Origin of the sequence: Bradyrhizobium sp. 187, from assembly GCF_023101005.1 — a bacterium.
GTDB lineage: Bacteria > Pseudomonadota > Alphaproteobacteria > Rhizobiales > Xanthobacteraceae > Bradyrhizobium > Bradyrhizobium canariense_D.
The window spans coordinates 1953485-1974545 of sequence record NZ_CP064693.1 but is presented as its reverse complement, the minus strand read 5'-3'; the positions used below and the strand labels follow the sequence as shown (position 1 = coordinate 1974545).

Annotated in this window: 15 protein-coding genes; 4 read left to right on the top strand and 11 right to left on the bottom strand. The window is 64.5% G+C overall.

Annotation, left to right across the window (positions count from 1 at the left end; genetic code table 11):
* Positions 1-108: 108 nt before the first annotated feature.
* The 6 genes from IVB19_RS09410 to IVB19_RS09385 all read right to left on the bottom strand — a co-directional run bounded on the left by IVB19_RS09410 (position 109) and on the right by IVB19_RS09385 (position 7938).
* Complete coding sequence (locus tag IVB19_RS09410; protein ID WP_247374553.1) at positions 109-2265, bottom strand: methyl-accepting chemotaxis protein; 2157 nt, start codon at positions 2263-2265, stop codon at positions 109-111.
* Positions 2266-2594: 329 nt separating this feature from the next.
* On the bottom strand, positions 2595-4328 hold the full coding sequence (locus tag IVB19_RS09405) for a methyl-accepting chemotaxis protein (protein WP_240543332.1): 1734 nt from the start codon (positions 4326-4328) through the stop codon (positions 2595-2597).
* 206 nt (positions 4329-4534) lie between these two features.
* Complete coding sequence (locus IVB19_RS09400) at positions 4535-4786, bottom strand: DUF6894 family protein (protein ID WP_007594936.1); 252 nt, start codon at positions 4784-4786, stop codon at positions 4535-4537.
* A gap of 159 nt (positions 4787-4945) precedes the next feature.
* Positions 4946-5545 carry a hypothetical protein gene (locus IVB19_RS09395; protein WP_026233672.1) on the bottom strand — a complete coding sequence of 200 codons (600 nt, stop codon included), beginning with the start codon at positions 5543-5545 and terminating at the stop codon, positions 4946-4948.
* A 112-nt stretch (positions 5546-5657) separates the two neighbouring features.
* Positions 5658-6644 (bottom strand): acrylyl-CoA reductase (NADPH), encoded by a 987-nt coding sequence (gene acuI, locus IVB19_RS09390; RefSeq protein WP_085352604.1) that lies wholly within the window; start codon positions 6642-6644, stop codon positions 5658-5660.
* A gap of 40 nt (positions 6645-6684) precedes the next feature.
* A complete protein-coding gene (locus IVB19_RS09385; protein WP_018458839.1) occupies positions 6685-7938 on the bottom strand; it encodes an MFS transporter in 1254 nt (417 codons plus the stop codon).
* Between the two features lie 328 nt (positions 7939-8266).
* Between IVB19_RS09385 and nadA the strand changes: the two genes are divergently transcribed.
* Genes nadA through nadC form a run of 3 tightly spaced genes read left to right on the top strand, consistent with a single transcriptional unit; the run spans position 8267 to position 11874 of the window.
* A complete protein-coding gene (gene nadA / locus IVB19_RS09380; RefSeq protein WP_204513858.1) occupies positions 8267-9373 on the top strand; it encodes a quinolinate synthase NadA in 1107 nt (368 codons plus the stop codon).
* A 9-nt stretch (positions 9374-9382) separates the two neighbouring features.
* Positions 9383-10984, top strand: coding sequence for an L-aspartate oxidase (locus tag IVB19_RS09375; protein WP_247363584.1), 1602 nt, complete (start codon positions 9383-9385; stop codon positions 10982-10984).
* Positions 10985-10995: 11 nt separating this feature from the next.
* Positions 10996-11874 (top strand): carboxylating nicotinate-nucleotide diphosphorylase, encoded by an 879-nt coding sequence (gene nadC, locus IVB19_RS09370; protein WP_085352608.1) that lies wholly within the window; start codon positions 10996-10998, stop codon positions 11872-11874.
* Positions 11875-11878: 4 nt separating this feature from the next.
* Here nadC and IVB19_RS09365 read toward each other — a convergent pair whose 3' ends face one another.
* From IVB19_RS09365 to IVB19_RS09355, 3 genes are all read right to left on the bottom strand, one after another.
* Positions 11879-13333, bottom strand: coding sequence for a cell wall hydrolase (locus IVB19_RS09365; protein WP_247821342.1), 1455 nt, complete (start codon positions 13331-13333; stop codon positions 11879-11881).
* A 479-nt stretch (positions 13334-13812) separates the two neighbouring features.
* Positions 13813-16779, bottom strand: a complete 2967-nt coding sequence (gene ppdK, locus IVB19_RS09360) for a pyruvate, phosphate dikinase (protein WP_018454892.1) — start codon at positions 16777-16779, stop codon at positions 13813-13815.
* Positions 16780-16875: 96 nt separating this feature from the next.
* Positions 16876-17031, bottom strand: coding sequence for a DUF3096 domain-containing protein (locus IVB19_RS09355; RefSeq protein ID WP_007594951.1), 156 nt, complete (start codon positions 17029-17031; stop codon positions 16876-16878).
* Between the two features lie 221 nt (positions 17032-17252).
* On the opposite strand from IVB19_RS09355, the gene IVB19_RS09350 reads away from it, so the two are divergent.
* Complete coding sequence (locus IVB19_RS09350) at positions 17253-17606, top strand: DUF1236 domain-containing protein (RefSeq protein WP_018454893.1); 354 nt, start codon at positions 17253-17255, stop codon at positions 17604-17606.
* Between the two features lie 267 nt (positions 17607-17873).
* Here the strand turns inward: IVB19_RS09350 and glyS are convergent, their stop codons facing one another.
* Positions 17874-19985: a glycine--tRNA ligase subunit beta gene (gene glyS / locus IVB19_RS09345; protein ID WP_026232838.1), complete on the bottom strand. Its 2112-nt coding sequence runs from the start codon at positions 19983-19985 to the stop codon at positions 17874-17876.
* Positions 19985-20920: a glycine--tRNA ligase subunit alpha gene (locus IVB19_RS09340; RefSeq protein WP_085352612.1), complete on the bottom strand. Its 936-nt coding sequence runs from the start codon at positions 20918-20920 to the stop codon at positions 19985-19987. Before IVB19_RS09340 ends, glyS begins: the two co-directional genes overlap by 1 nt.
* Positions 20921-21061: the final 141 nt, after the last annotated feature.

Genomic DNA, 21061 nt, shown 5'->3' with positions numbered 1-21061 from the left:
AACCGTGCGGCTCATCGCGCCGCGACATCCAACTGCGAACGCATGCGAACCACCGCGCGTCTTCGCGCGGCGGTTGTAGTCGATCGATGATTGGTGACGGCGACCGCGTCATGCTGCGCGCACGGTATCGAGGAAGTTGCCGACCTCGAGCTTGAGGCGGTTGCTGTCGCCAGAGAGCGACTGGGCCGCCGCCAGCACCTGCGACGACGCCGAGCCGGTCTCGTTCGCGCCGCGCTGCACATCGGTGATGTTGGCCGAGACCTGATGGGTGCCTTCCGCCGCCTGCTGCACGTTGCGGGAGATTTCCTGTGTCGCCGCGCCCTGCTCTTCCACGGCAGCCGCGATGGTAGAGGAAATCTCCGAGAGCTTCTCGATAGTGCCGCTGATGTCCTTGATTGCGCCGACCGAATGCTCGGTCGCGGTCTGGATGCTGGCGATCTGCTGCCCGATCTCGCCAGTGGCCTTTGCGGTCTGTTCGGCGAGTGCCTTGACCTCGGAGGCCACAACCGCAAAGCCGCGACCGGCTTCGCCGGCGCGCGCGGCCTCGATGGTCGCGTTGAGCGCCAGGAGATTGGTCTGACCCGCGATGGTGTTGATCAGTTCGACCACGTCGCCGATCCGCGTCGCCGCCCTGGACAATTTGCTGACGCGCTCAGTGGTGACACGCGCTTGGCCGACAGCTTCGTTGGCCACGCGGGCCGATTCCTGCACCTGCCTGCTGATCTCGGTGATAGAAGACGACAGCTCCTCGGTGGCCGACGCCACCGCTTGCACGTTGGTGGACGCCTCCTCGGAGGCCGCAGCAACCATGGTCGTGAGCTGCTGCCCTCGCTCCGCGGTCGATGTGAGGGTCGACGCCGAGGCTTCGAGCTCGGTCGCTGCCGAGGAGACGGTGTCGACGATCTCCCCGATCGCGGCTTCGAAGCCGTCGGCCAGCTTCCGCATCTCCGCCTTGCGCTGCTCGGCTGCCCGGCTCTCGGCCGCAGCGTGATCGCCACGCATGCGTTCGACTTCGAGGCCGTTTTGCTTGAAGACTTCAACGGTCCGCGCCATCTCGCCGACCTCGTCACCTCGGCAGGTGCCAGGCACGACCGTCGTGAAGTCGCCATTGGCGAGCCCACGCATCGCAACCGAAATGGCTGAAAGCGGCTTGAGGATCCGGCCAAAGGTGATCCAGAAACTGAGGCCAGCGAGCATCACCGAGGCGCAGAGCAACACAACTGTGAAAACAAAATTACGAGTGCTGACCTCTGCCTGCATCGTGGCTTCGCGGTCAGCGGCCGCGCCAATGGCTTCACCGAGCTTCAGCACTGCATTGATGCCGGCGGTGGCCCGCGTGAAGTACTCGGGTCCCGTGATTCTGTAGTCCCCGCCTTCGCCACCGGCGAGCACAGTCACCCGCGTTTCACCGTAGGCACCAAAATAGGATTTCTCGACCTCCGTCATCGCCTCGCCGATCTGCAGGGCGAGGTCCGAACGCAGCCGCACCGGCAATACCGTGTCCCATGCGAGTTCGACCTTGGCCCGCAGCGCCGAAAGGCGCTCATAGCCCTCCATCCCGAGCTTCGCGCGCGCACCGACGACCCCAGCCAGCAGGGCCCGCTCCCTTCCAGCATTCTCGACCATCTGAGCTGTCAGATGTCGCAAGCCGATGAGCTGGGCCAGCCTTGCCACGGGCGGGCTGGTGAGTGTTTCGAGCGTCAGCCGCAAGCGGTTGCTCGCGACGTCGATCACCTCCGTAATCGTTGGCGCGAAGCCATCTACGAGGTCAGGCTCGCGTTCGACGCGCGAGCGCGACATTCCCGCGTCGGCTTTCTCACGCAGGAGACGCAGCGCCTCGAATTTCGTCGCTGCGTCCGCAATCTGTCTTTGCCCCGCCGTCATTTCGGAAATCGCGCTGATATCGAGGACGGCTTGGCGAAAGGCCTCGTCGGCCGTCGCGCGCGCCTTTGCGATTTCCGCACGGCGCTCGGCACTGACGACATCAGGAGACTTCAGCACGGCGTTGGTCAGCCCGCGTTCAATCGCCCAATGTCCTGCGCTGCGCAGCAGCAGTTGCGCAACTGCATTGACCTTCAGGAATGCCTCGGACTCTCGCCTCTTGAGGACGGCCTCATAGGCGATGAATCCGGCCGAGGCCAACCCAAGCACGACCAGGGCAGAGATGATGATCGGCAAGATCGTGCCGATCCGAACATGTCCGAGCCGACTCCACGCGCTGGCGGACTGAGTTCGGACCTGCTGATGATGAGCAGGGCTCAACATGGTACGTTTCCCCCAAAGGAAACACGCAGCCAAGTCCTTGCCGGCTGCATGGACGTTGATCGCCCTTGCCGGAGAATCTATTCCTTAGGGTTACTCATTCTGGTTAACGGGAGGGCTCGGAGAAATACTGAGATTTCAACCCAAACAGTTGAAATGGAAGAGATAATCTCGCCAGAAAGTTGTAAATTTCAGCTTGAGGTCGCCACTGTTTGCTTTTGCAGCCGACGTTCGCCGAAGTCATGCGCGAGACGTTCGCGGCGAAGATCAGGATGCAAAAACGCCCCGCCTGAGGAGGCAGGGCGTCTTCCGAACTGTCTGGAACGAGGTTCTTAGGCGGCGCGCACGGTGTCGAGGAACTTGCCGACCTCGAGCTTGAGGCGGTTGCTGTCGCCGGACAATGACCGCGCGGCTGCCAGCACCTGCGACGATGCCGAGCCGGTTTCGCCTGCACCGCGCTGCACGTCGGTGATGTTGGACGAGACCTGATGGGTGCCTTCGGCCGCCTGCTGCACGTTGCGCGAGATCTCCTGCGTCGCCGCGCCCTGCTCCTCGACGGCCGCCGCGATCGTGGACGATATCTCGGACAGCTTTTCAATGGTGTTGCTGATGGCGCTGATGGCGGCGACGGAGTCCTGCGTCGCGGCCTGAATGCCGGAAATCTGCTGGCCGATCTCGCCGGTCGCCTTCGCGGTCTGCTCGGCAAGCGCCTTCACTTCGGAAGCCACCACGGCAAAGCCGCGACCGGCCTCGCCGGCGCGTGCCGCCTCGATGGTGGCATTAAGCGCCAGCAGGTTGGTCTGGCCGGCGATGGTGTTGATCAGCTCGACCACGTCGCCAATGCGAGCCGCCGCCTTGGACAATTCTCCGACACGGTCGGTCGTGGTTCGGGCTTGGGTAACCGCCTCGCTCGCGACCCGCGCCGATTCCTGCACCTGGCGGCTAATCTCCGTAATTGAAGACGACAGCTCTTCCGTGGCCGACGCCACCGATTGCACGTTGGTCGACGCCTCCTCGGAGGCCGCAGCCACAACTATCGTCAGTTCCTGTGCCCGCTCCGCCGTCGAGGTCAACGTCGAGGCCGAAGCCTCGAGCTCCGTCGCGGCCGACGACACCGTATCGACGATCTCGCCGACGGCGCCTTCGAAACTATCAGCAAGCTTGCGCATATCGGCCTTGCGCTGCTCGGCCGCCACCTGGTCCTGCCGCATCTTGGCTTCCGCTTCCTGGCGCGCCTTCTGCTCCGACACGACCTTGAATTTCTCGACGGCCGCGGCGACACCGCCGACCTCGTCCTTGCGGCCGAGACCCGGCAGGACAACAGAGAAGTCACCACCAGCGAGCTTGTCCATGGCAACCGTGAGCGCGCGGATCGGCCGCGCGATGGTCAGGAAGGACATCAGCCACGAACCGATGAGGACGAGCACGGCGCACGCACCGACCACCATGCCGAGACGCTCGCTCACGGCCATCTCCTGGCTCGCGGCAGCGATTTCTTCATCGCTCTTGTGCTTGGCGAAATCGGCAATCTCGCTGGTCAAATTGTCCAGCTGTGTGGCAAGCGGCAGCGTCACCTCGCGGATCTGGCGCGCGCCTTCCTCGGAAATCTTGGCGGCGCGGACGGGGTCCGTGGCCGCAACCGCAATGGCCTCGCTGCGAACAGAGGCGTTCTGCTGCGCGCCCTTCAGGTAATCGGCCGACGTAGACTTGAGCTTCTCCATCCGCGCGCGGTTTTCCGGGGCGTGCGACAACCTGAGCATGGAATCGACAACGCCGTTCAGTGCTTTCGACCGCTCCAGCAGAAGCTCGCTCGCCTTTTGCAAGTCACCCTGATTGTTGGCGAGACGCATGTCCCGTACGGCGAGTTGCAAGCCGCGTATCCCAAGCTTGGCTTCGGTAGCCTCGCGCACCAATTCCTGCTGCGCAAGCGCGGCCTGGTTGGAATGCCGCACGTTGTTGTTGCCGATGACCTGGCTCGCGATCATGGCGCCGACGAGAACAACGCCGAACGCCGAAGCGAGCGCGAGCTTGGTACCGATTTGCAGATTCTGGATGAGTCTCGACATGAGGGCGTTTCCCGGGTTGCGCGGCCAAGTCATTGTCGGCCGCCCTCGGCGTTGATCGCCCTTGCCTAAAAACTGAGCTTCAGGTGTGGTGATCTGGTTAACGATCGCCCCCGGACAAATACCGGACTTATCGGAAAATCCCTTGAAAACGGCACGGTCCGCGCGCTTAACAGGTTAACCACACGCGGCGGTAGGATGCCCGATTTCTAGCCAGTGCGACCAAGGGCCTTTTGGCTCTCGCCAATCAAGCTGATCCGGAACACCGGCTCCTTGTTCTCGTCGAGCAGCTCCATGCGCCATTCGGCGTCCTGTTTCAGGCCGCGCGAGATGCCGCCGAGCAAATTGGCACAGACTTCGGTCATCTCGGTCCAGGCCGCGGCGCGGTCCTCGAACTCATATGGCTGGTCGGCAGCACCGGAATAGCGGCCCGTGCTGATACGGAAGAAGTACAGCGACATCGTTGAACCCTTTTATCGGGCCGCGCCCCCGGCCGTACCTAAACTGGGGCGCGAACAGCTACCAACGCATGAAAGCCGCCGTCCGTATGACTACGGCGCGGCGGCTTCGTGTCTGATGGCAGCTCTCAACGACAAAGTGCGCGGACGCGCGCAGCCAACTCACTGGGTCGAGCGGCGCAGCTCCAGCGGGGCGTCGTCCCTGGCGGGCTCCGATTTAACTTGCGGCTTCACCGGCTCGAGCCGGCTACTCTCGACGCGCGGGGTCTCGACACGCGCGGCGACTTCGGTGTTGGGCGTGCCGACCGAACCCGTGTGTTCCGAGGTGCGCAGCGAGCGCGGCCGCGCGACGGCCCGCGCCATCAGCATCTGGTTGCCGCCCTGGTGATGGAAGTCGCAATAGGCGAAGCCCATCCCCGATACCGAGCCGCGGAAACTGCGATCGTCGGTCTTTTCAAGGTTGAAACAGGGCTCGAACGGAATGCCCTTGATCGAGGCGCAGACGTTCTGGCCGCGGATCTGCAGCGTGTTGCCGGGCAGGCGGAGATGTTTCACCGGACCTGCACCCGAGAACTGCACTGCGCCAGCGGCGCCGAGGTCGTCCATGATGCGGCCAGCGCCGCGGGTGCCGTCAAAACAGGTGAAAGCAAACACCTTCCCGGCGACGAAGCGGCGCGCCTCATCGGCGTTCATGCTTCCAGCAATGGCCGGCGTAAGCGTCGCTACCGCCGTGACCGCCCCCAACACAATACGCGCAAGCATGCTCAACTCCGAACCAACCCCGCAGCGGGCTATGCCTTATCTCTTTACCTGCTGCTTACCATACTAACCATGGCGACATTGAAGCAGCATGGTTGGTAAAGTCTGAACGCCGTTAGACAATTTTTACAACGGTGCGACCGCGGACCTGGCCGGCGAGGATTTTCGCGCCCCACTCCGGAACTTCAGAAAGCGGAATTTCGTGAGTAATTTCAGCTAGTTTTGACCGGTCCAGATCGGACGCCAGGCGTTGCCAGGCAGCTTTCCGCGGCTCGATCGGGCACATCACGGAATCGATGCCGAGAAGGCACACCCCGCGCAAAATGAAGGGTGCGACGGAAGACGGCAGGTCCATGCCGGCAGCCAAGCCGCAGGCCGCGATCGCGCCGCCGTACTTCGTCATCGACAGCAGGTTTGCGAGCGTGGTCGAGCCGACGCTGTCGACGCCACCCGCCCAGCGCTCCTTGGCGATGGGCTTGGCGGCCGCCGACAATTCGTTGCGGTCGATCACCTCAGCCGCGCCGATCTCTTTCAGATAGTCCGCTTCGGACGCACGTCCGGTGGAGGCGATGACGTGATAGCCGAGCTTCGAGAGCACGGCGGTCGCAACCGAGCCGACGCCGCCTGCAGCCCCCGTCACCACGACCGGACCGCTGTTCGGCGACACTCCGTGCTTCTCCAGCGCCAGCACGGACAGCATCGCGGTGAAGCCGGCAGTGCCGATCGCCATGGCGTCGCGCGCCGATAGGCCCTGCGGAAGAGCGACCAGCCAGTCGCCTTTCACCCGCGCCTTCTCGGCATAGGCGCCAAGATGGGTCTCGCCCATGCCCCAGCCGGTGCAGACAACCTTATCGCCCGCCTTCCATTGCGGATGCGAGGACTGCTCGACGGTGCCGGCGAAGTCGATGCCGGCAATCATCGGGAAGCGGCGCACCACCGGCGCCTTGCCGGTGAGCGCAAGGCCGTCCTTGTAGTTCAACGTCGACCATTCCACGCGGACGGTGACGTCGCCCTCCATCAGTTCGGCTTCGTCGAACTGCGTGAGCTGCGCGGTGGTGCCCTTGTCCGCCTTGTCGATCCGGATCGCCTTGAACGTCGCCACAGCAAAACTCCCTGACTTGTTTCAGGGGATGTTTAGCCGATCAGGCAGGCTGCGCAACCGCCCGCTGGACCGGTTTCTCCACGATCGGAAGATTGATCAGCGCCGAGAGCACGCCGAACAGGATCGAGAGCCACCAGATCGGCGTGTAGGAACCGAACCGCTCAAACACGATGCCGCCGAGCCAGACGCCGAGGAAGCCGCCGACCTGATGGCTGACGAAGGCGAAGCCATAGAGCGTGGCGAACCAGCGCGTGCCGAACATGATCGCGACCAGTGCCGAGGTCGGTGGCACGGTCGACAGCCAGGTCAGGCCGGAGACCGCGCCGAACGCAATCGCCGAGAACGGCGTGATCGGAAACGAGATGAAGGCAAGCGTCGCAAGCGCGCGGGTGAAATAGATGGTCGAGAGGATGTAGCGCTTGGGCAGGCTGTTCTGGAGATAGCCGACGCTGAGCGATCCCATGATGTTGAACAGGCCGATCGCCGCGATCACCCAGCCGCCGATCTGCGTGGAGATGCCGCTATCGACCAGGAAGGCCGGCAGATGCACCGTGATGAAGGCAAGCTGGAAGCCGCAGGTGAAGAAGCCGAGCACCAGCAGCACGTAGGAGCGATGGCCGAAGGCTTCCGCGAGCGCTTTGGTGAAGGTCTGCTGGTCCGCAGGCGCCGCGTTTGCCGTGCTTGCGACCGGCGGCGTCGAGAGCGCCAGCGACAACGGAATGATCAGCAGCATTAGGAAGCCGAACACGGTGAGCGCCTGCTGCCAGCCGAAATTGTCGATCAGGGCCACACCGATCGGCGCGAACAGGAATTGCCCGAACGATCCCGCCGCAGTACCGGCGCCGAGCGCAAGGCCGCGCTTCTCGGCCGGCAAGAGCTTGGTGAAGGCCGAGAGCACCAGATTGAACGAGCAGCCGGCGAGACCGAAGCCGACCATGACACCAGCGCCGATGTTCAGTGACAGCGGCGTCGATGAGTAGCGCATCAGGAGCAAGCCCCCGGCATAGAGCAGAGCGCCGACGCACATCACCCGAAACAGGCCGAAGCGATCGGCGACCGCGCCGGCGACGGGCTGGCCCAGTCCCCACAGCAAATTCTGAAACGCGATCGCGAGGCCGAACACGTCGCGGCCCCAGGCGTATTCATGGCTCATCGGCTGTACGAAGAAGCCCAGCGCCGAGCGCGGGCCGAACCCGAGCATCCCGATCGCGCAGCCGCAGAGAATGATGATCGCCGGCGTGCGCCAGGAGGAGGAACGGGAGACCGAACCGAGCTCACCCATCTGTATCGACATGCTGTTCCTCGTGCGTGGTCGCGGATTCGCAAATGGCGGCCGCGAGCCAGCTCGTTTAATGCATCTGCATGGAAACCCCAAGTCAAAAACGATTGCATTCCGCGAAGAGCTGGCGCGGGAGCATTGCATTTCCTCGCGGCCTCAGCCGACGCGCCGGGCGCGACTTAACGGAAACGTGTGCGGCAAGATCTGGCGGCTCCCAACACGACGTGTTATTTTATATTTGCTCATATCGAGCATATCGAATGATCCCCCGGCCTGTCGGCCGGATTTCTCAGGCTTTATATATGCTCAAAATGAGTACAAATGACATGCACGGGAGGCTTGGATGCCGCTAACTGGAATTTACGGCCCCGACGACTTTGCCAACCGGCCGCAGGGCCACGTCATCACCCCGGCACAGGCCAAGCAGTCGCGAACCGGACCTTCGCTGCCGATGCCTTCACTGGAATGGACGCCGGAGGTCGAGCGAGCCACCGCACCGCTTTACGAGCGCGTGAAACGTGTCATCCCGCCGATCGAATGGCCGCTGATGGCCCCGACGATCAAGGCGATCAACGAGCTGAAGCAGGCCCGGGGCGCGGTGATCCTCGCGCACAATTACCAGACGCCGGAGATCTTCCACTGCGTCGCCGACATCGGCGGTGATTCGCTCCAGCTCGCGGTCGAAGCCACCAGGGTGAAGGCCGGCATCATCGTCCAGTGCGGCGTGCACTTCATGGCGGAGACGTCGAAACTGCTCAATCCGGACAAGACGGTGCTTATTCCTGATACGCGCGCCGGCTGCTCGCTCGCTGCCAGCATCACCGGCGCCGACGTCCGCCTGCTCCGCGAAAAATTCCCCGGCGTGCCTGTCGTTGCCTATGTCAACACCTCCGCGGAGGTGAAGGCCGAGGTCGATATCTGCTGCACCTCGTCGAACGCGGTGCAGGTGGTCGAAAGCCTCGGCGCACCAACCGTGATCTTCCTGCCCGACCGCTATCTCGCCACTTACGTGGCCTCGAAGACCGACGTGAAGATCATTGCCTGGAAGGGCGCCTGCGAGGTGCACGAGCGTTTCACTGGCGCCGAGCTGCGCAGCTACCGCGAGGCCGATCCCTCCGTGCAGATCATCGCTCATCCCGAATGCCCGCCGGACGTGCTGGCCGAGGCCGATTTCACGGGCTCGACCGCGCACATGATCAACTGGGTGCGCGAGCGGCGGCCGCGGCGGCTGGTGATGATCACGGAATGCTCGATGGCCGACAATGTCCGCGCCGAGCTGCCCGATGTGGAGATGCTGCGCCCCTGCAACATCTGCCCGCACATGAAGCGCATCACGCTCGCCAACATTCTGGAGAGCCTGCTGACGCTTCGCGAAGAAGTGACGATCGATCCCGCGCTCGCGGACCGCGCAAGGCGCTCGGTCGAGCGGATGATCAATTTGAAGAACTGAGATAAAGCCATGACAAACAACATCAACACCCTCCCCCGCTCCGACGACGTCGTCATCGTCGGCGGCGGCCTTGCCGGATTGTTCTGCGCGCTCAAGCTCGCGCCGCGGCCGGTAATATTGATCTCGGCGGCGCCGCTCGGACAGGGCGCGTCGTCCGCATGGGCGCAAGGCGGCATCGCCGCGGCAATGGCTGAAGGGGATACGCCGGAAGCGCACGCCGCGGACACGGTTGCAGTTGGCTGCGGCATCGTCGACGAAGCTGTCGCACTCGGGATCGCGCGCGAGGCCGCACCGCGGATTCACGACCTTCTCGCCTATGGCGTGCCGTTCGACCGCGATCTCGAAGGCAGGCTCGCAGTCGGGCGCGAGGCCGCACACTCGGCGCGGCGTATCGTACATGTGCGTGGCGATGGCGCGGGCGCCGCCATCATCGCGGCGCTGAGCGAAGCCGTGCGGCGCACGCCGTCGATCCGGCTGATCGAAGGTTTCGTCGCCGAAGCGCTGTTGACCGAGGACGGCGCGGTCGCCGGCCTACGATTGCGCGAAGCTGGCGACGCGGCAGCACAGCCGATCCTGCTCGCCGCGCGGATGGTGGTGCTCGCGACGGGCGGCATCGGCCATCTCTATGCCGTCACCACCAATCCGCGCGAGGCCAGCGGATCCGGCCTTGCGATCGCCGCACGCGCCGGCGCGGTGATTGCAGATCCCGAGTTCGTGCAATTTCACCCGACCGCCATCATGGTCGGTCGCGATCCCGCGCCGCTCGCCACCGAAGCGCTGCGCGGTGAAGGCGCGACGCTGATCAACGGCCGTGGCGAGCATTTCATGGCGGCGCGCCATCCGCTCGCCGAGCTCGCTCCGCGCGACATCGTGGCCCGCGGCGTGTTCGCGGAGATCTCGGCCGGGCGCGGCGCCTTTCTCGATGCGCGGCAAGCGCTGGGCGCACGTTTTGGCGACAGATTCCCGACGGTTCATGCAAGCTGCATGGCCGCTGGCATGGATCCCGCCACGCAGGCCATCCCGATCGCACCGGCGGCGCACTACCACATGGGCGGCATCGCCGTCGACCATCGCGGCCGCAGCTCGATCGACGGGCTGTGGGCCGGCGGCGAGGTGTCGTCCACCGGCGCGCATGGCGCGAACCGGCTTGCGTCGAATTCGCTGCTCGAGGCCGTGGTCTACGCCGCACGCATCGCCGATGACATCGCCGGCCGCACCAGCCCCTCGCCCGCCCGCCTTGCGGACGCGGCGACGCCGCGCGGCGGCGCACCGGATGCTGCGGCCGTGAAGCGGCTGCGGATGCTGATGAGCGCGCATGTCGGCGTGATCCGCGACGGTTACGGGCTTGCGGACGCGGTTCGCAGCTTCGCCGCGCTCGAACGAGAGGCCACGAGCATCGCGGTCCGCAACATGGCAACGGCAGCCCTGCTCGTGGCGGCGTCGGCCTGGAACCGGCGCGAGAGCCGCGGCGCGCATTTCCGCTCCGACCATGCCGCGGACGTACCCGCCCTCGCGCAGCGCACGATGACGACGCTCGCAGCAGTACGCGAGGTCGCGGACAGCCTGAGCGAACGCCCGACACCGCGCACCGCACAACCCATGATCGCCTGACGGAGTCTGCCATGATCACCCCGACCTCTCTGCTCTATCCCGACGCCTTTCTCTCCCCGCTCGCGATCGACGAGGCCGTGCTCCGCGCGCTCGATGAGGATCTCGGCCGCGCCGGCGACATTACCTCGCTTGCGACGATCCCCGAGGCAACGAAGGCGCAAGCGATCCTGGTCGCACGGCAGTCCGGCGTGATCGCCGGCTTGCCGCTGGCGCTCGCCACCTTGCAAAAGCTTTCGCCCGACATCGAGGTACGCGCACATGTTCGCGACGCCGCGCGCGTCGCCCGCGGGCAGCAGGTGCTGACGATCTCGGGGCCGGCACGCGCCATCCTCACGGCGGAGCGGACCGCGCTGAATTTCGTCGGCCGGCTGTCGGGCGTCGCGACGCTCACGGCGGACTACGTTGCGCGCGCCGAGGGCACCCGGATGAGAATCTGCTGCACGCGAAAGACCACGCCCGGGCTGCGCGCCTTGGAGAAATACGCGGTACGCTGCGGCGGCGGCTTCAATCACCGCTTCGGGCTCGACGACGCGATCCTGATCAAGGACAACCACATCGCGGTCGCCGGCGGCATCCGTCCCGTGCTGGAGCGCGCCCGCGCCCAGGCCGGCCATCTCGTCAAGATCGAGATCGAGGTCGACACGCTTCCGCAGTTGCGCGAGGTGCTCGACACCGGCCTTGCCGACGCCGTGCTGCTCGACAACATGGATATTGCGACGCTGCGCGAAGCCGTCAGGCTCAACGAGGGACGCCTCAAGCTGGAGGCATCCGGCGGTGTCACCCTGGACTCGATCCCAGCCATCGCTGCGACCGGCGTCGACTACGCCTCATCCGGCGCGCTGACGCATTCGGCGCCAAATTTCGACTGCGCGCTGGATATCGAGGCGTGAGGCGCTACCGCCGCTCGGTCGCGCCCATCTCGGCGGAGCTCTTGGCTTGCTGAGTGAGCTCGGCGGAGAGCGCGGCGGTCTGCGCCGGGGTGCCCCAGCTCGGCTCTTCGCTGCCATCGCCCCAGGCGCGTGGGCGATAGAAGGTGTGGACGCCGGTCTTGTACATCTTCTTCATCTCGGCGACCCAGGACGGGCGCACCCAATAGGCGTGGTAGTGCGTGGACTTGCCGACCTCGGGCAGCCAGATCTGGCCGTCGAGCATGGCCTTCGAGATCTTTTTCGCACGGTCCCACATCTCGGGCTCGCGGATCACGTCGGCATTGTTGTCGCAGGCAAAGGTGAACTGGCAAGCGAGATGGCGGTGCTTGTTCTGATAGACGGCGCCGCACACAGTGTCCGGGTATTTGCCGGAGAACACGCGGTTCATCACCACCTGCGCAACCGCCATCTGACCGCGCACGGCCTCGCCGCGGGACTCGAAATAGACGGCCTCCGCGAGGCATTTTTCGGACTTCGCGCGCGAGTTGTCGTCGAGCGCGAGCCGTTCCGCCGGCGATCTGGCGCGCTGATTGTCGACGTTGACCTCACCCTTCGGCGCGACGCTCTCGCCGCTTTCGATATCCTTCGCAATATCCTCCGACGGCGGCGATAGCGACGCCGTCACCTTCATGTCGGGGTCGGGCATCACGATCAGCGGCTCCGCACCGGGTTGCCAGCTCTCGATGCTCTCGACGTTGCCTCCGAGCGAGGAGCTGCCGAAGAACAGGCTCGAGGTCTTGACCCGGAACGGATCGCGCGGCGGTGCAGCCGGAATGGTGGCCTGCTTCAGCGCTTCGAGCGGCTGGAGCGCGAGCGAGCGCGCAGCGTCGCTGGCTTGTGGCGCATTGGTGTATTGCGGCAGCGGCGGCGCACGCAGCGCCTCCGCGAGTTCGGGATCCAGCGCGGCCGCGGATTCCGGCGACATCGCCTGCGGCAGCGCGACGGTCTTGGCGCCGAACACCGAGCTGTTCGACGTCGCGGGATCCTCCTGCGTCGGCGCTGCCGTCGGCGCGCCCGCTTCGGGAGCCTGCGTCGGTGTGACCGTTGCGAGGCGGTCACCCTTCATGGAGCGATCGACCTTGGGAAAATCGGCGGCCTGGTAGCGGGGCGGCGCCTGCAGCGCCGGATTGCGGCTGATCGCGCCGGTGACGTCGCGGCCGTCGAGGCTCGCGAGACGAACCATCGCGCTCTGCGGAGCCGAAGTGCCGATCGGCCGGGAAAAACTGTAAGTGGCCAGTTGTATGGAGGACGCAGCAGAGAAAACCTGCTTCTGCCAACGCTCCGCGACGCCGGGTTGGCGCGCCAGCAGCGAGGCAATGTCCTGATAGCCGGTCTCTCTCGGCATCAATGCGAAGATGCAGAGACCGATGCCGAAGGACGCGAACCGCGCGCCCTTCGGATGGGTACGCAACAAAAACATCGATACGCTCACGCTACGCTTACGCTAGAAAAATCGAGCCGCAGTACATCCGTGCAATTCGATCTTTATCGTGAGTATCTAATTTAGGTTGCTGGGGCGTTAATCGGCGTTGAGCATGCGGCACACGCAAGCAATCGCAGGTGTTTTCACGGGGCGATGATGCGCCTTGGTAAATGCGCCCTCACGCGAAGGGGTAAACAACTGGTCAACGCGAATGGTGAAGGAACTCTTGCGCGCACGTGTCATTACGGGACGCGCGCGGTTCCATCGCCACTTCGACCACAGCCGCCATGCCCGCGAAGGCGGCCCATCCAGTACGCCGCGGCTCCTTCCCTATCACGTCACCGCCTCTGGAATACTGGATCGCCCGCTTACGCGGGCGATGACACTGAATGTGTGGCAAGAACGTCGCCTCAAAAGAAAGAGGCGGGGTTTTGGCCCCGCCTCTTTCGCTCTCAACATTCAACTCGCCGCTTACCTTACGCTTGGCTCGCGATCGCCTTGCCGAGCGCGGCTTGCGCGGCGGCGAGGCGGGCGATCGGGACGCGGTAGGGCGAGCAGGAGACGTAGTCGAGGCCGATCGCGTGACAGAAGGCGACGGAGGCGGGATCGCCGCCGTGCTCGCCGCAGATGCCGACCTTGAGCGAGGGGCGCGTCTTGCGACCGCGTGCGACGCCGATCTTGACGAGCTCGCCGACGCCTTCCTGGTCGAGCGCGACAAAGGGATCGATCGGCAGGATGCCCTTGGACACGTAGGTGCCGAGGAAGCTTGCGGCATCGTCACGGCTGATGCCGTACGTCGTCTGCGTGAGGTCGTTGGTACCGAATGAGAAGAACTCGGCGCTCTCCGCGATCTCGGCCGCGAGCAGGCAGGCGCGCGGCAGCTCGATCATTGTGCCGACCTGATAGGTCAGCTTGGTGTTGGTGTCGCGCATCACCGCCTTCGCGGTGGAATCGATGCGCGCCTTGACGAGGTCGAGCTCCATCTTGGTGGCGATCAGCGGCACCATCACCTCGAGGCCGACGGCCTTGCCGGTGCGCTTCTCGGCCTCGACCGCCGCTTCGAAGATCGCACGTGCCTGCATCTCGGCGATCTCGGGATAGGCTATCGCGATACGGCAGCCGCGGAAGCCGAGCATCGGATTGAACTCCGACAGCTCCCGCGCGCGGTCGGCCAGGCGCCGCGGGTCGGTGTTCATGGCGCGCGCCACTTCCTCGACCTCGGCATGGGTGTGCGGCAGGAACTCGTGCAGCGGCGGATCAAGCAAGCGGATCGTGACGGGCAGGCCCTTCATGATCTCGAACAACTCGACGAAGTCGGCGCGCTGCATCGGCAGCAGTTTTGCCAGCGCAGCGCGGCGCGACTGCTCGTCCTCGGAGAGGATCATCTCGCGCACCGTGCGGATGCGCGTCTCCTCGAAGAACATGTGCTCGGTACGGCAGAGGCCGATGCCTTCCGCGCCGAACTTGATCGCAGTGTGCGCGTCCTCCGGCGTGTCGGCGTTGACGCGCACGCCGATCTTGCGGACCTGGTCGGCCCATTTCATCAGCGTGCCGAACTCGCCGGACAGCTCGGGCTCGATCATCGGCATGCGGCCGGCGAGCACCTGGCCGAGCGAGCCGTCGATGGTGATGACGTCGCCGGTCTTGAAGGTGCGTGAGCCGATGCTCATGGTGCCGCGGCCGTAATCGACGCGGATGGTGCCGCAGCCGGAGACGCAGGGCTTGCCCATGCCGCGCGCGACGACCGCAGCATGCGAGGTCATGCCGCCGCGGGTGGTCAAGATGCCTTCGGCGGCGTGCATGCCGTGGATGTCTTCGGGGCTGGTCTCGATCCGGACCAGAATCACCTTGCGTCCGTCGGCCTGAAGCTTGGCCGCTTCGTCCGAGGAGAACACGATCTCGCCGGAGGCCGCACCCGGCGAGGCCGGCAGGCCGGTCGCGATCACGTCGCGCTTGGCGTTGGGGTCAATGGTCGGATGCAGCAGCTGGTCGAGCGAGGCGGGGTCGATCCGCGTCACCGCTTCCTTCTTGGTGATCAGGCCTTCATTGGCGAGTTCGACCGCGATGCGCAGCGCCGCCTTGGCAGTACGCTTGCCGCCGCGGGTCTGGAGCATCCAGAGCTTGCCCTGCTCGACCGTGAACTCCATGTCCTGCATGTCGCGGTAGTGCTTCTCGAGCAGCGTGTAGATCCGCGTCAGCTCCTTGAACGCCTCCGGCATCGCCGATTCCATCGACGCCTTGTCGGAGCCGGAGTCCTTGCGCGCTTCCTCGGTGATGTCCTGGGGCGTGCGGATGCCCGCGACCACGTCCTCGCCTTGCGCGTTGATCAGGAACTCGCCGTAGAGCTTGCTCTCGCCGGTCGAGGGATTGCGCGTGAAGGCAACGCCGGTCGCCGAGGTCTCGCCCATGTTGCCGAACACCATGGCCTGCACGTTGACCGCGGTGCCCCAGGATTCCGGAATGTCGTGCAGCCTGCGGTAGGTCACCGCGCGGGCGTTCATCCAGGATGAAAACACCGCGCCAATCGCGCCCCAGAGCTGGTCGTGCGGATCCTGCGGAAAATCCTTGCCGGTTTCGCGCGCGACCGCGTCCTTGTACTTGCCGACCAGATCGACCCAGTCGTCGGCGGTGAGATCCGTGTCGAGCGTGTAGCCCTGGCTGTCCTTGAAGGTGTCGAGGATTTCCTCGAAATGATGATGCTCGAACCCGAGCACCACGTCCGAATACATGGTGATGAAGCGGCGATAGCTGTCATAAGCGAAGCGGCGATCGCCTGACAGTTCCGACAGCGCTTCCACGGTCTCGTCATTGAGGCCGAGATTGAGCACGGTATCCATCATGCCCGGCATCGAGGCGCGGCCGCCGGAGCGCACGGAAACGAGCAGCGGATTCCTGGAATCGCCGAAGATCTTGCCGGTCAACTTGCCGACATGGTCGAGCGCCTTCTCAACCTGCGACTTCAATTCCTTCGGGTAGGATTTGTCATGCGCGTAGAAATAGGTGCAGACCGAGGTCGGGATGGTGAAGCCCGGAGGCACCGGCAGGCCGAGATTGGCCATCTCGGCGAGGTTGGCGCCCTTGCCGCCGAGCAAATCGCGCATCTCCGCTTTGCCCTCGGCCTTGCCGTCCCCAAAGGTGAACACCCACCTGCCGGCCTTGGCCGCAACAGGCGCAGCCTTGGTTGAAGCAGTCTTGCTCGGTACCGGCTTCGCGGCGACCTTCGGTGCAACCGGCTTCGTCGGTGCCTTTGCAACAGCCTTGGAAACCGACTTGGCGGCGGGCTTCACAGCCGGCTTGGCCACCGGCTTGGCAGCGCCCTTGGCCATGGGCTTCGGGACGCGCTTGGCAAGTGACTTGCGGGCCGCCGGCGCGGCTTTCGCCTTGGTCGAGGACTTTGATTTCGCTGGCATTTTCGCTGGAGTTTTCGAGGCGGCTTTGGCCATAGCTTGCACACAACCTGCGAGAGGAATGGGTAATTGCGCGCCTTACACCACTTTGGGCAGGTCCGCGCAAGTCGAAGAGTTCCCTAGAATGAAGGCCTAGAGATGGAGCCACTTCAACAATCCGAGCCCGATCGCACCATTTATGATGAGAAAAATCGCGACGATCAGGTTCAGGAGGCGCGGCATGATCAGGATGAGCACACCCGCAAGCAGCGACAGGATCGGCGAGATGTGGGCGACGGTGATGTGCATGAATTTTCTTTCCGTGGGTGGGGCGAATCGCGGCGGGATCATAGCGGACTGGGTTCCGCGGGTAGAGACGCACCGGGGGCGCGCGAGTTCCCGGCTTCGCGAAAACTGCCCGAAAATGCCGCGAATGCGGCGGGCGTTTTCCGGAACATCGCGGAGACGCATGCATTGGCAACCGGTCGCGCCAGTGGCGCTTCCCGAAAACCTTCTCGAAGGAGTTGCCCATGCGGAACAGGATTCTTGCTCTTGCAGCGCTCGCGGCCTCGATCGGCTCGCCCCTTGCGGCGCAGGCGCAAAGCAGCGTCACCGTGGGACGCGCGCCCGTCGTCGTCGAGAGCGGCCCGACCATTGCGGTCGAGCAGCGGCCGGCTTTCCGCGACTATGTCGTCGAACAACGCGTGCCGGCTTTCCGCATTCCGGATCGCGTGGTGGTCGGTGCCACCCTACCTGAAAGCGGTGTCACCTATTATGACGTGCCGCAACGTTTCGGCGCCACCACCTATCGCTACACCGTCGTGAACGGCGAGACCGTGCTGGTCGAGCCGCGCTCGCGGCGCATCGTCGAGGTGATGGACTAGCGTCTTCAGGGATCGACTAGGTGTCCGGCGCGTCACATCAATCAGGCTGACGCGAGCAGTATAGTCGGACATCAGGCCCCGCCCGGTCCTCCCCCCGCCGGGCGGGGCTTTTGTGTGGGCACTCTTCGCGCACAGCAATTGCGGCCACCAACTGCGTCGTCATGGCCGGGCTTGTCCCGGCCATCCACGCGTCTCCACGAGCGAAGAAGAACGTGGATGCCCGGGACAAGCCCGGGCATGACGGTGTCCAGTTGCGCCAAGACGCGCTCAATCCTGGATCTTCGAGAAATCCGCCACCGCACGCGTGGCGCTGCGGATCTCGTTGAGCAGTTTTAGCCGGTTCTCACGCACCTTCGCATCCTCGTCGTTGACGCGAACTTTCTCGAAGAACGCATCGACCGGCGGACGCAGCTTGGCCATCGCACTCATCGCGGCAGCGAAGTCTTCCCCGGCGACGGCGGCACGGGCTTCGGCCGTCACTTCATCGATCGCGCGGGCCAGCGCCTTCTCCTCGCTGAGAGCGTAGAGCGAGGCATCGGGTGCGCCGTCGAATAAGCGCTTATCCTTCTTCTCCTCGATCGAGAGAATGTTGCTGGCGCGCTTGGTGCCTGCCAGCAGATTCTTGCCGTCGTCGGTATCGAGGAATTTTCCGAGTGCTTCGACGCGGCGGACGACCGCCACTATTGGATGCCCTTGCACCAACGAACCAGCGTTGAGAACCGCATCGACGAGATCGTAACGCGCCTTCTGATCTCGCAATTGGACCTTAAGCCGGTCTTCGAAAAAGACCATCAGATCATCAAGCTTTTCTGCAACTTCCAAGTATTGTTTGTCGTACGAGCGCTCTAAGTGCCCCCAAGCGAGTTCTCGCAAACTAATCTTAGTCTGATTTTCGAGCACAATCCTGATCACGCCCAGCGCCGCGCGGCGCAGCGCATACGGATCCTTCGATCCCGTCGGCTTTTCGTCGATCGCCCAGAAGCCGACAAGCGTGTCGAGCTTGTCCGCGAGCGCGACTGCGACGCTGACCGGATCGGTCGGCACGCGATCGGCAGGCCCTTGCGGCTTATAGTGCTCCTCGCAGGCGGCAGCGACGGAGGCGTCCTCGCCCTGGGCCAGCGCGTAGTACTTGCCCATCAGGCCCTGCACCTCGGGGAATTCGCCGACGACTTCGGTCAGCAAATCCGCCTTCGCCAGATGCGCGGCGCGCGTCGCCTTGGCGACATCGGCGCCGACGAGCGGCGCGATCTCTGCGGCGAGACGCTCGATGCGCTTGATGCGCGCAGCCTGGGTGCCGAGCTTCTCGTGGAACACGATCTGCTCGAACTTCGGCAGCCGGTCTTCCAGCTTGGTCTTCAGGTCCGTCTCATAGAAGAATTTTGCATCCGACAAACGCGGACGGATCACGCGCTCGTTGCCGGCGACGATGGTCTTGCCGCCGTCGGGCGCCTCGATGTTGGCGGTGAGTACGAACTTGTTGGTCAGCTTGCCCGTCTTGGGATCTTTGACGACGAAGCACTTCTGGTTGTTGCGGATGGTGGCGCGGATCACCTCGTCGGGGATCGCGAGATACTCCGCTTCGAACGATCCCATCATGACGACGGGCCATTCGACGAGACCCGAAACCTCATCGAGCAGCACCTGATCCTCGACCAGTTCGAACCCTTGCGCAAAGGTCACCTCCTTGGCGTCGGCAAAGATGATGTCCTTGCGCGCCTGCGGATCGAGGATGACTTTTGCGGCCTTCAGCTTCGCTTCGTAGTCCTCGAAGCGGCGCACGGAAATCGCGCTAGGAGCCATGAAGCGGTGACCGTAAGTGGTCTGGCCGGCCTCGATGCCGTCCACCGAGAATTTGACGACATCGGGCTCTTCGGTCTCGAGCCCGAACGTCGCGGTGATCGCGTGCAGCGGACGCACCCAGCTCAGCGAGCCCGGCTTGCCGGAGCGCGCGCCCCAGCGCATCGATTTCGGCCAAGGGAAAGTGCGGATGATCACGGGGAGGATTTCCGCGAGCACGTCGATGGCGTCGCGGCCGGGCTTCTCGATCAGCGCGATGTAGAAGTCGCCCTTCGGATCGCGCTGGATCTTGGCCTCGTCCAGCGACGTCAAACCCGTCGCTTTCAGAAAACCCTGCACGGCCGCGTCGGCCGCACCGATCTTCGGTCCGCGGCGTTCGGTCTTCAGGTCAGGCTGGCGCGCAGGGATGCCGTGCACGGTAAGCGCAAGGCGGCGCGGCGTCGCGAACGCCTTCGCGCCTTCGTAGACGAGACCCTCGGCGACGAGCTTGTCGGTGACCATGCGGCGCAGATCGTCCGCCGCCTTGGCCTGCATGCGCGCGGGGATTTCTTCCGAGAAAAGTTCAAGCAAAAGATCGGGCATCAGGTCGCTCCGCCCGCTTCAGTATGTATCCAGGCCTCGCCGCAAGCTTTTGCCAGTTCGCGCACGCGAAGAATGTAGCTCTGCCGCTCCGTCACGGAGATCACGCCGCGCGCGTCGAGCAGGTTGAACACATGGCTTGCCTTGATGCACTGGTCATAGGCCGGAAGCGACATCAGATGCGCCTCGCGCTTGCCATCTTTCCAACCCGCATCGAGGTATTTCCGGCAGACGGCTTCCGCCATCTTGAACTGCTCGAACAGCATCGCGGTGTCGGCCACTTCGAAATTGTGCTTCGAATATTCCCGCTCGGCCTGCAGGAAGACGTCGCCATAGGTGACCTTGGCGTCGCCGTCGCGGCCGTTGAAGTTGAGGTCGTAGACCCGGTCGACGCCCTGCACGTACATCGCGAGGCGCTCGAGCCCGTAGGTGAGCTCGCCGGCGACCGGCGCGCATTCGACACCCGCGACCTGCTGGAAATAGGTGAACTGGCTGACTTCCATGCCGTCGCACCAGCACTCCCAGCCGAGGCCCCAGGCGCCTAGCGTCGGGCTCTCCCAATCGTCCTCGACGAAGCGAATGTCGTGCACGGCGGAATCGATGCCGATCGCGGCGAGCGACTGCAGGTACAGCTCCTGAAGGTTCGGCGGCGACGGCTTCATGATCACCTGGAACTGGTAGTAGTGCTGCAGCCGGTTCGGATTCTCGCCGTAGCGGCCGTCCTTGGGCCGCCGCGAGGGCTGCACATAGGCCGCATTCCAGGGCTTTGGCCCGAGCGCGCGCAGCGTGGTCGCCGGATGGAAGGTGCCCGCACCCATCTCCATGTCGTAGGGCTGCAGGATCACGCAGCCCTGCTCGGCCCAGAACCGCTGGAGCGCGAGGATAAAGCCCTGGAACGAGCGTTCCGGGCGCATATGGGCGGGCAAGGAGGCGTCCATCGTCAGATCGGGCTCTCGCGGGGGGTTGAATCGCGCGGGACCGTATCGACGGCAAGGGTGGGAATCAAGGTGAAGGGGGTGGATTCGGGCCTAGTTCTCCGTCATGCCCGGGCTTGTCCCGGGCATCCACGTTCTTCGTGC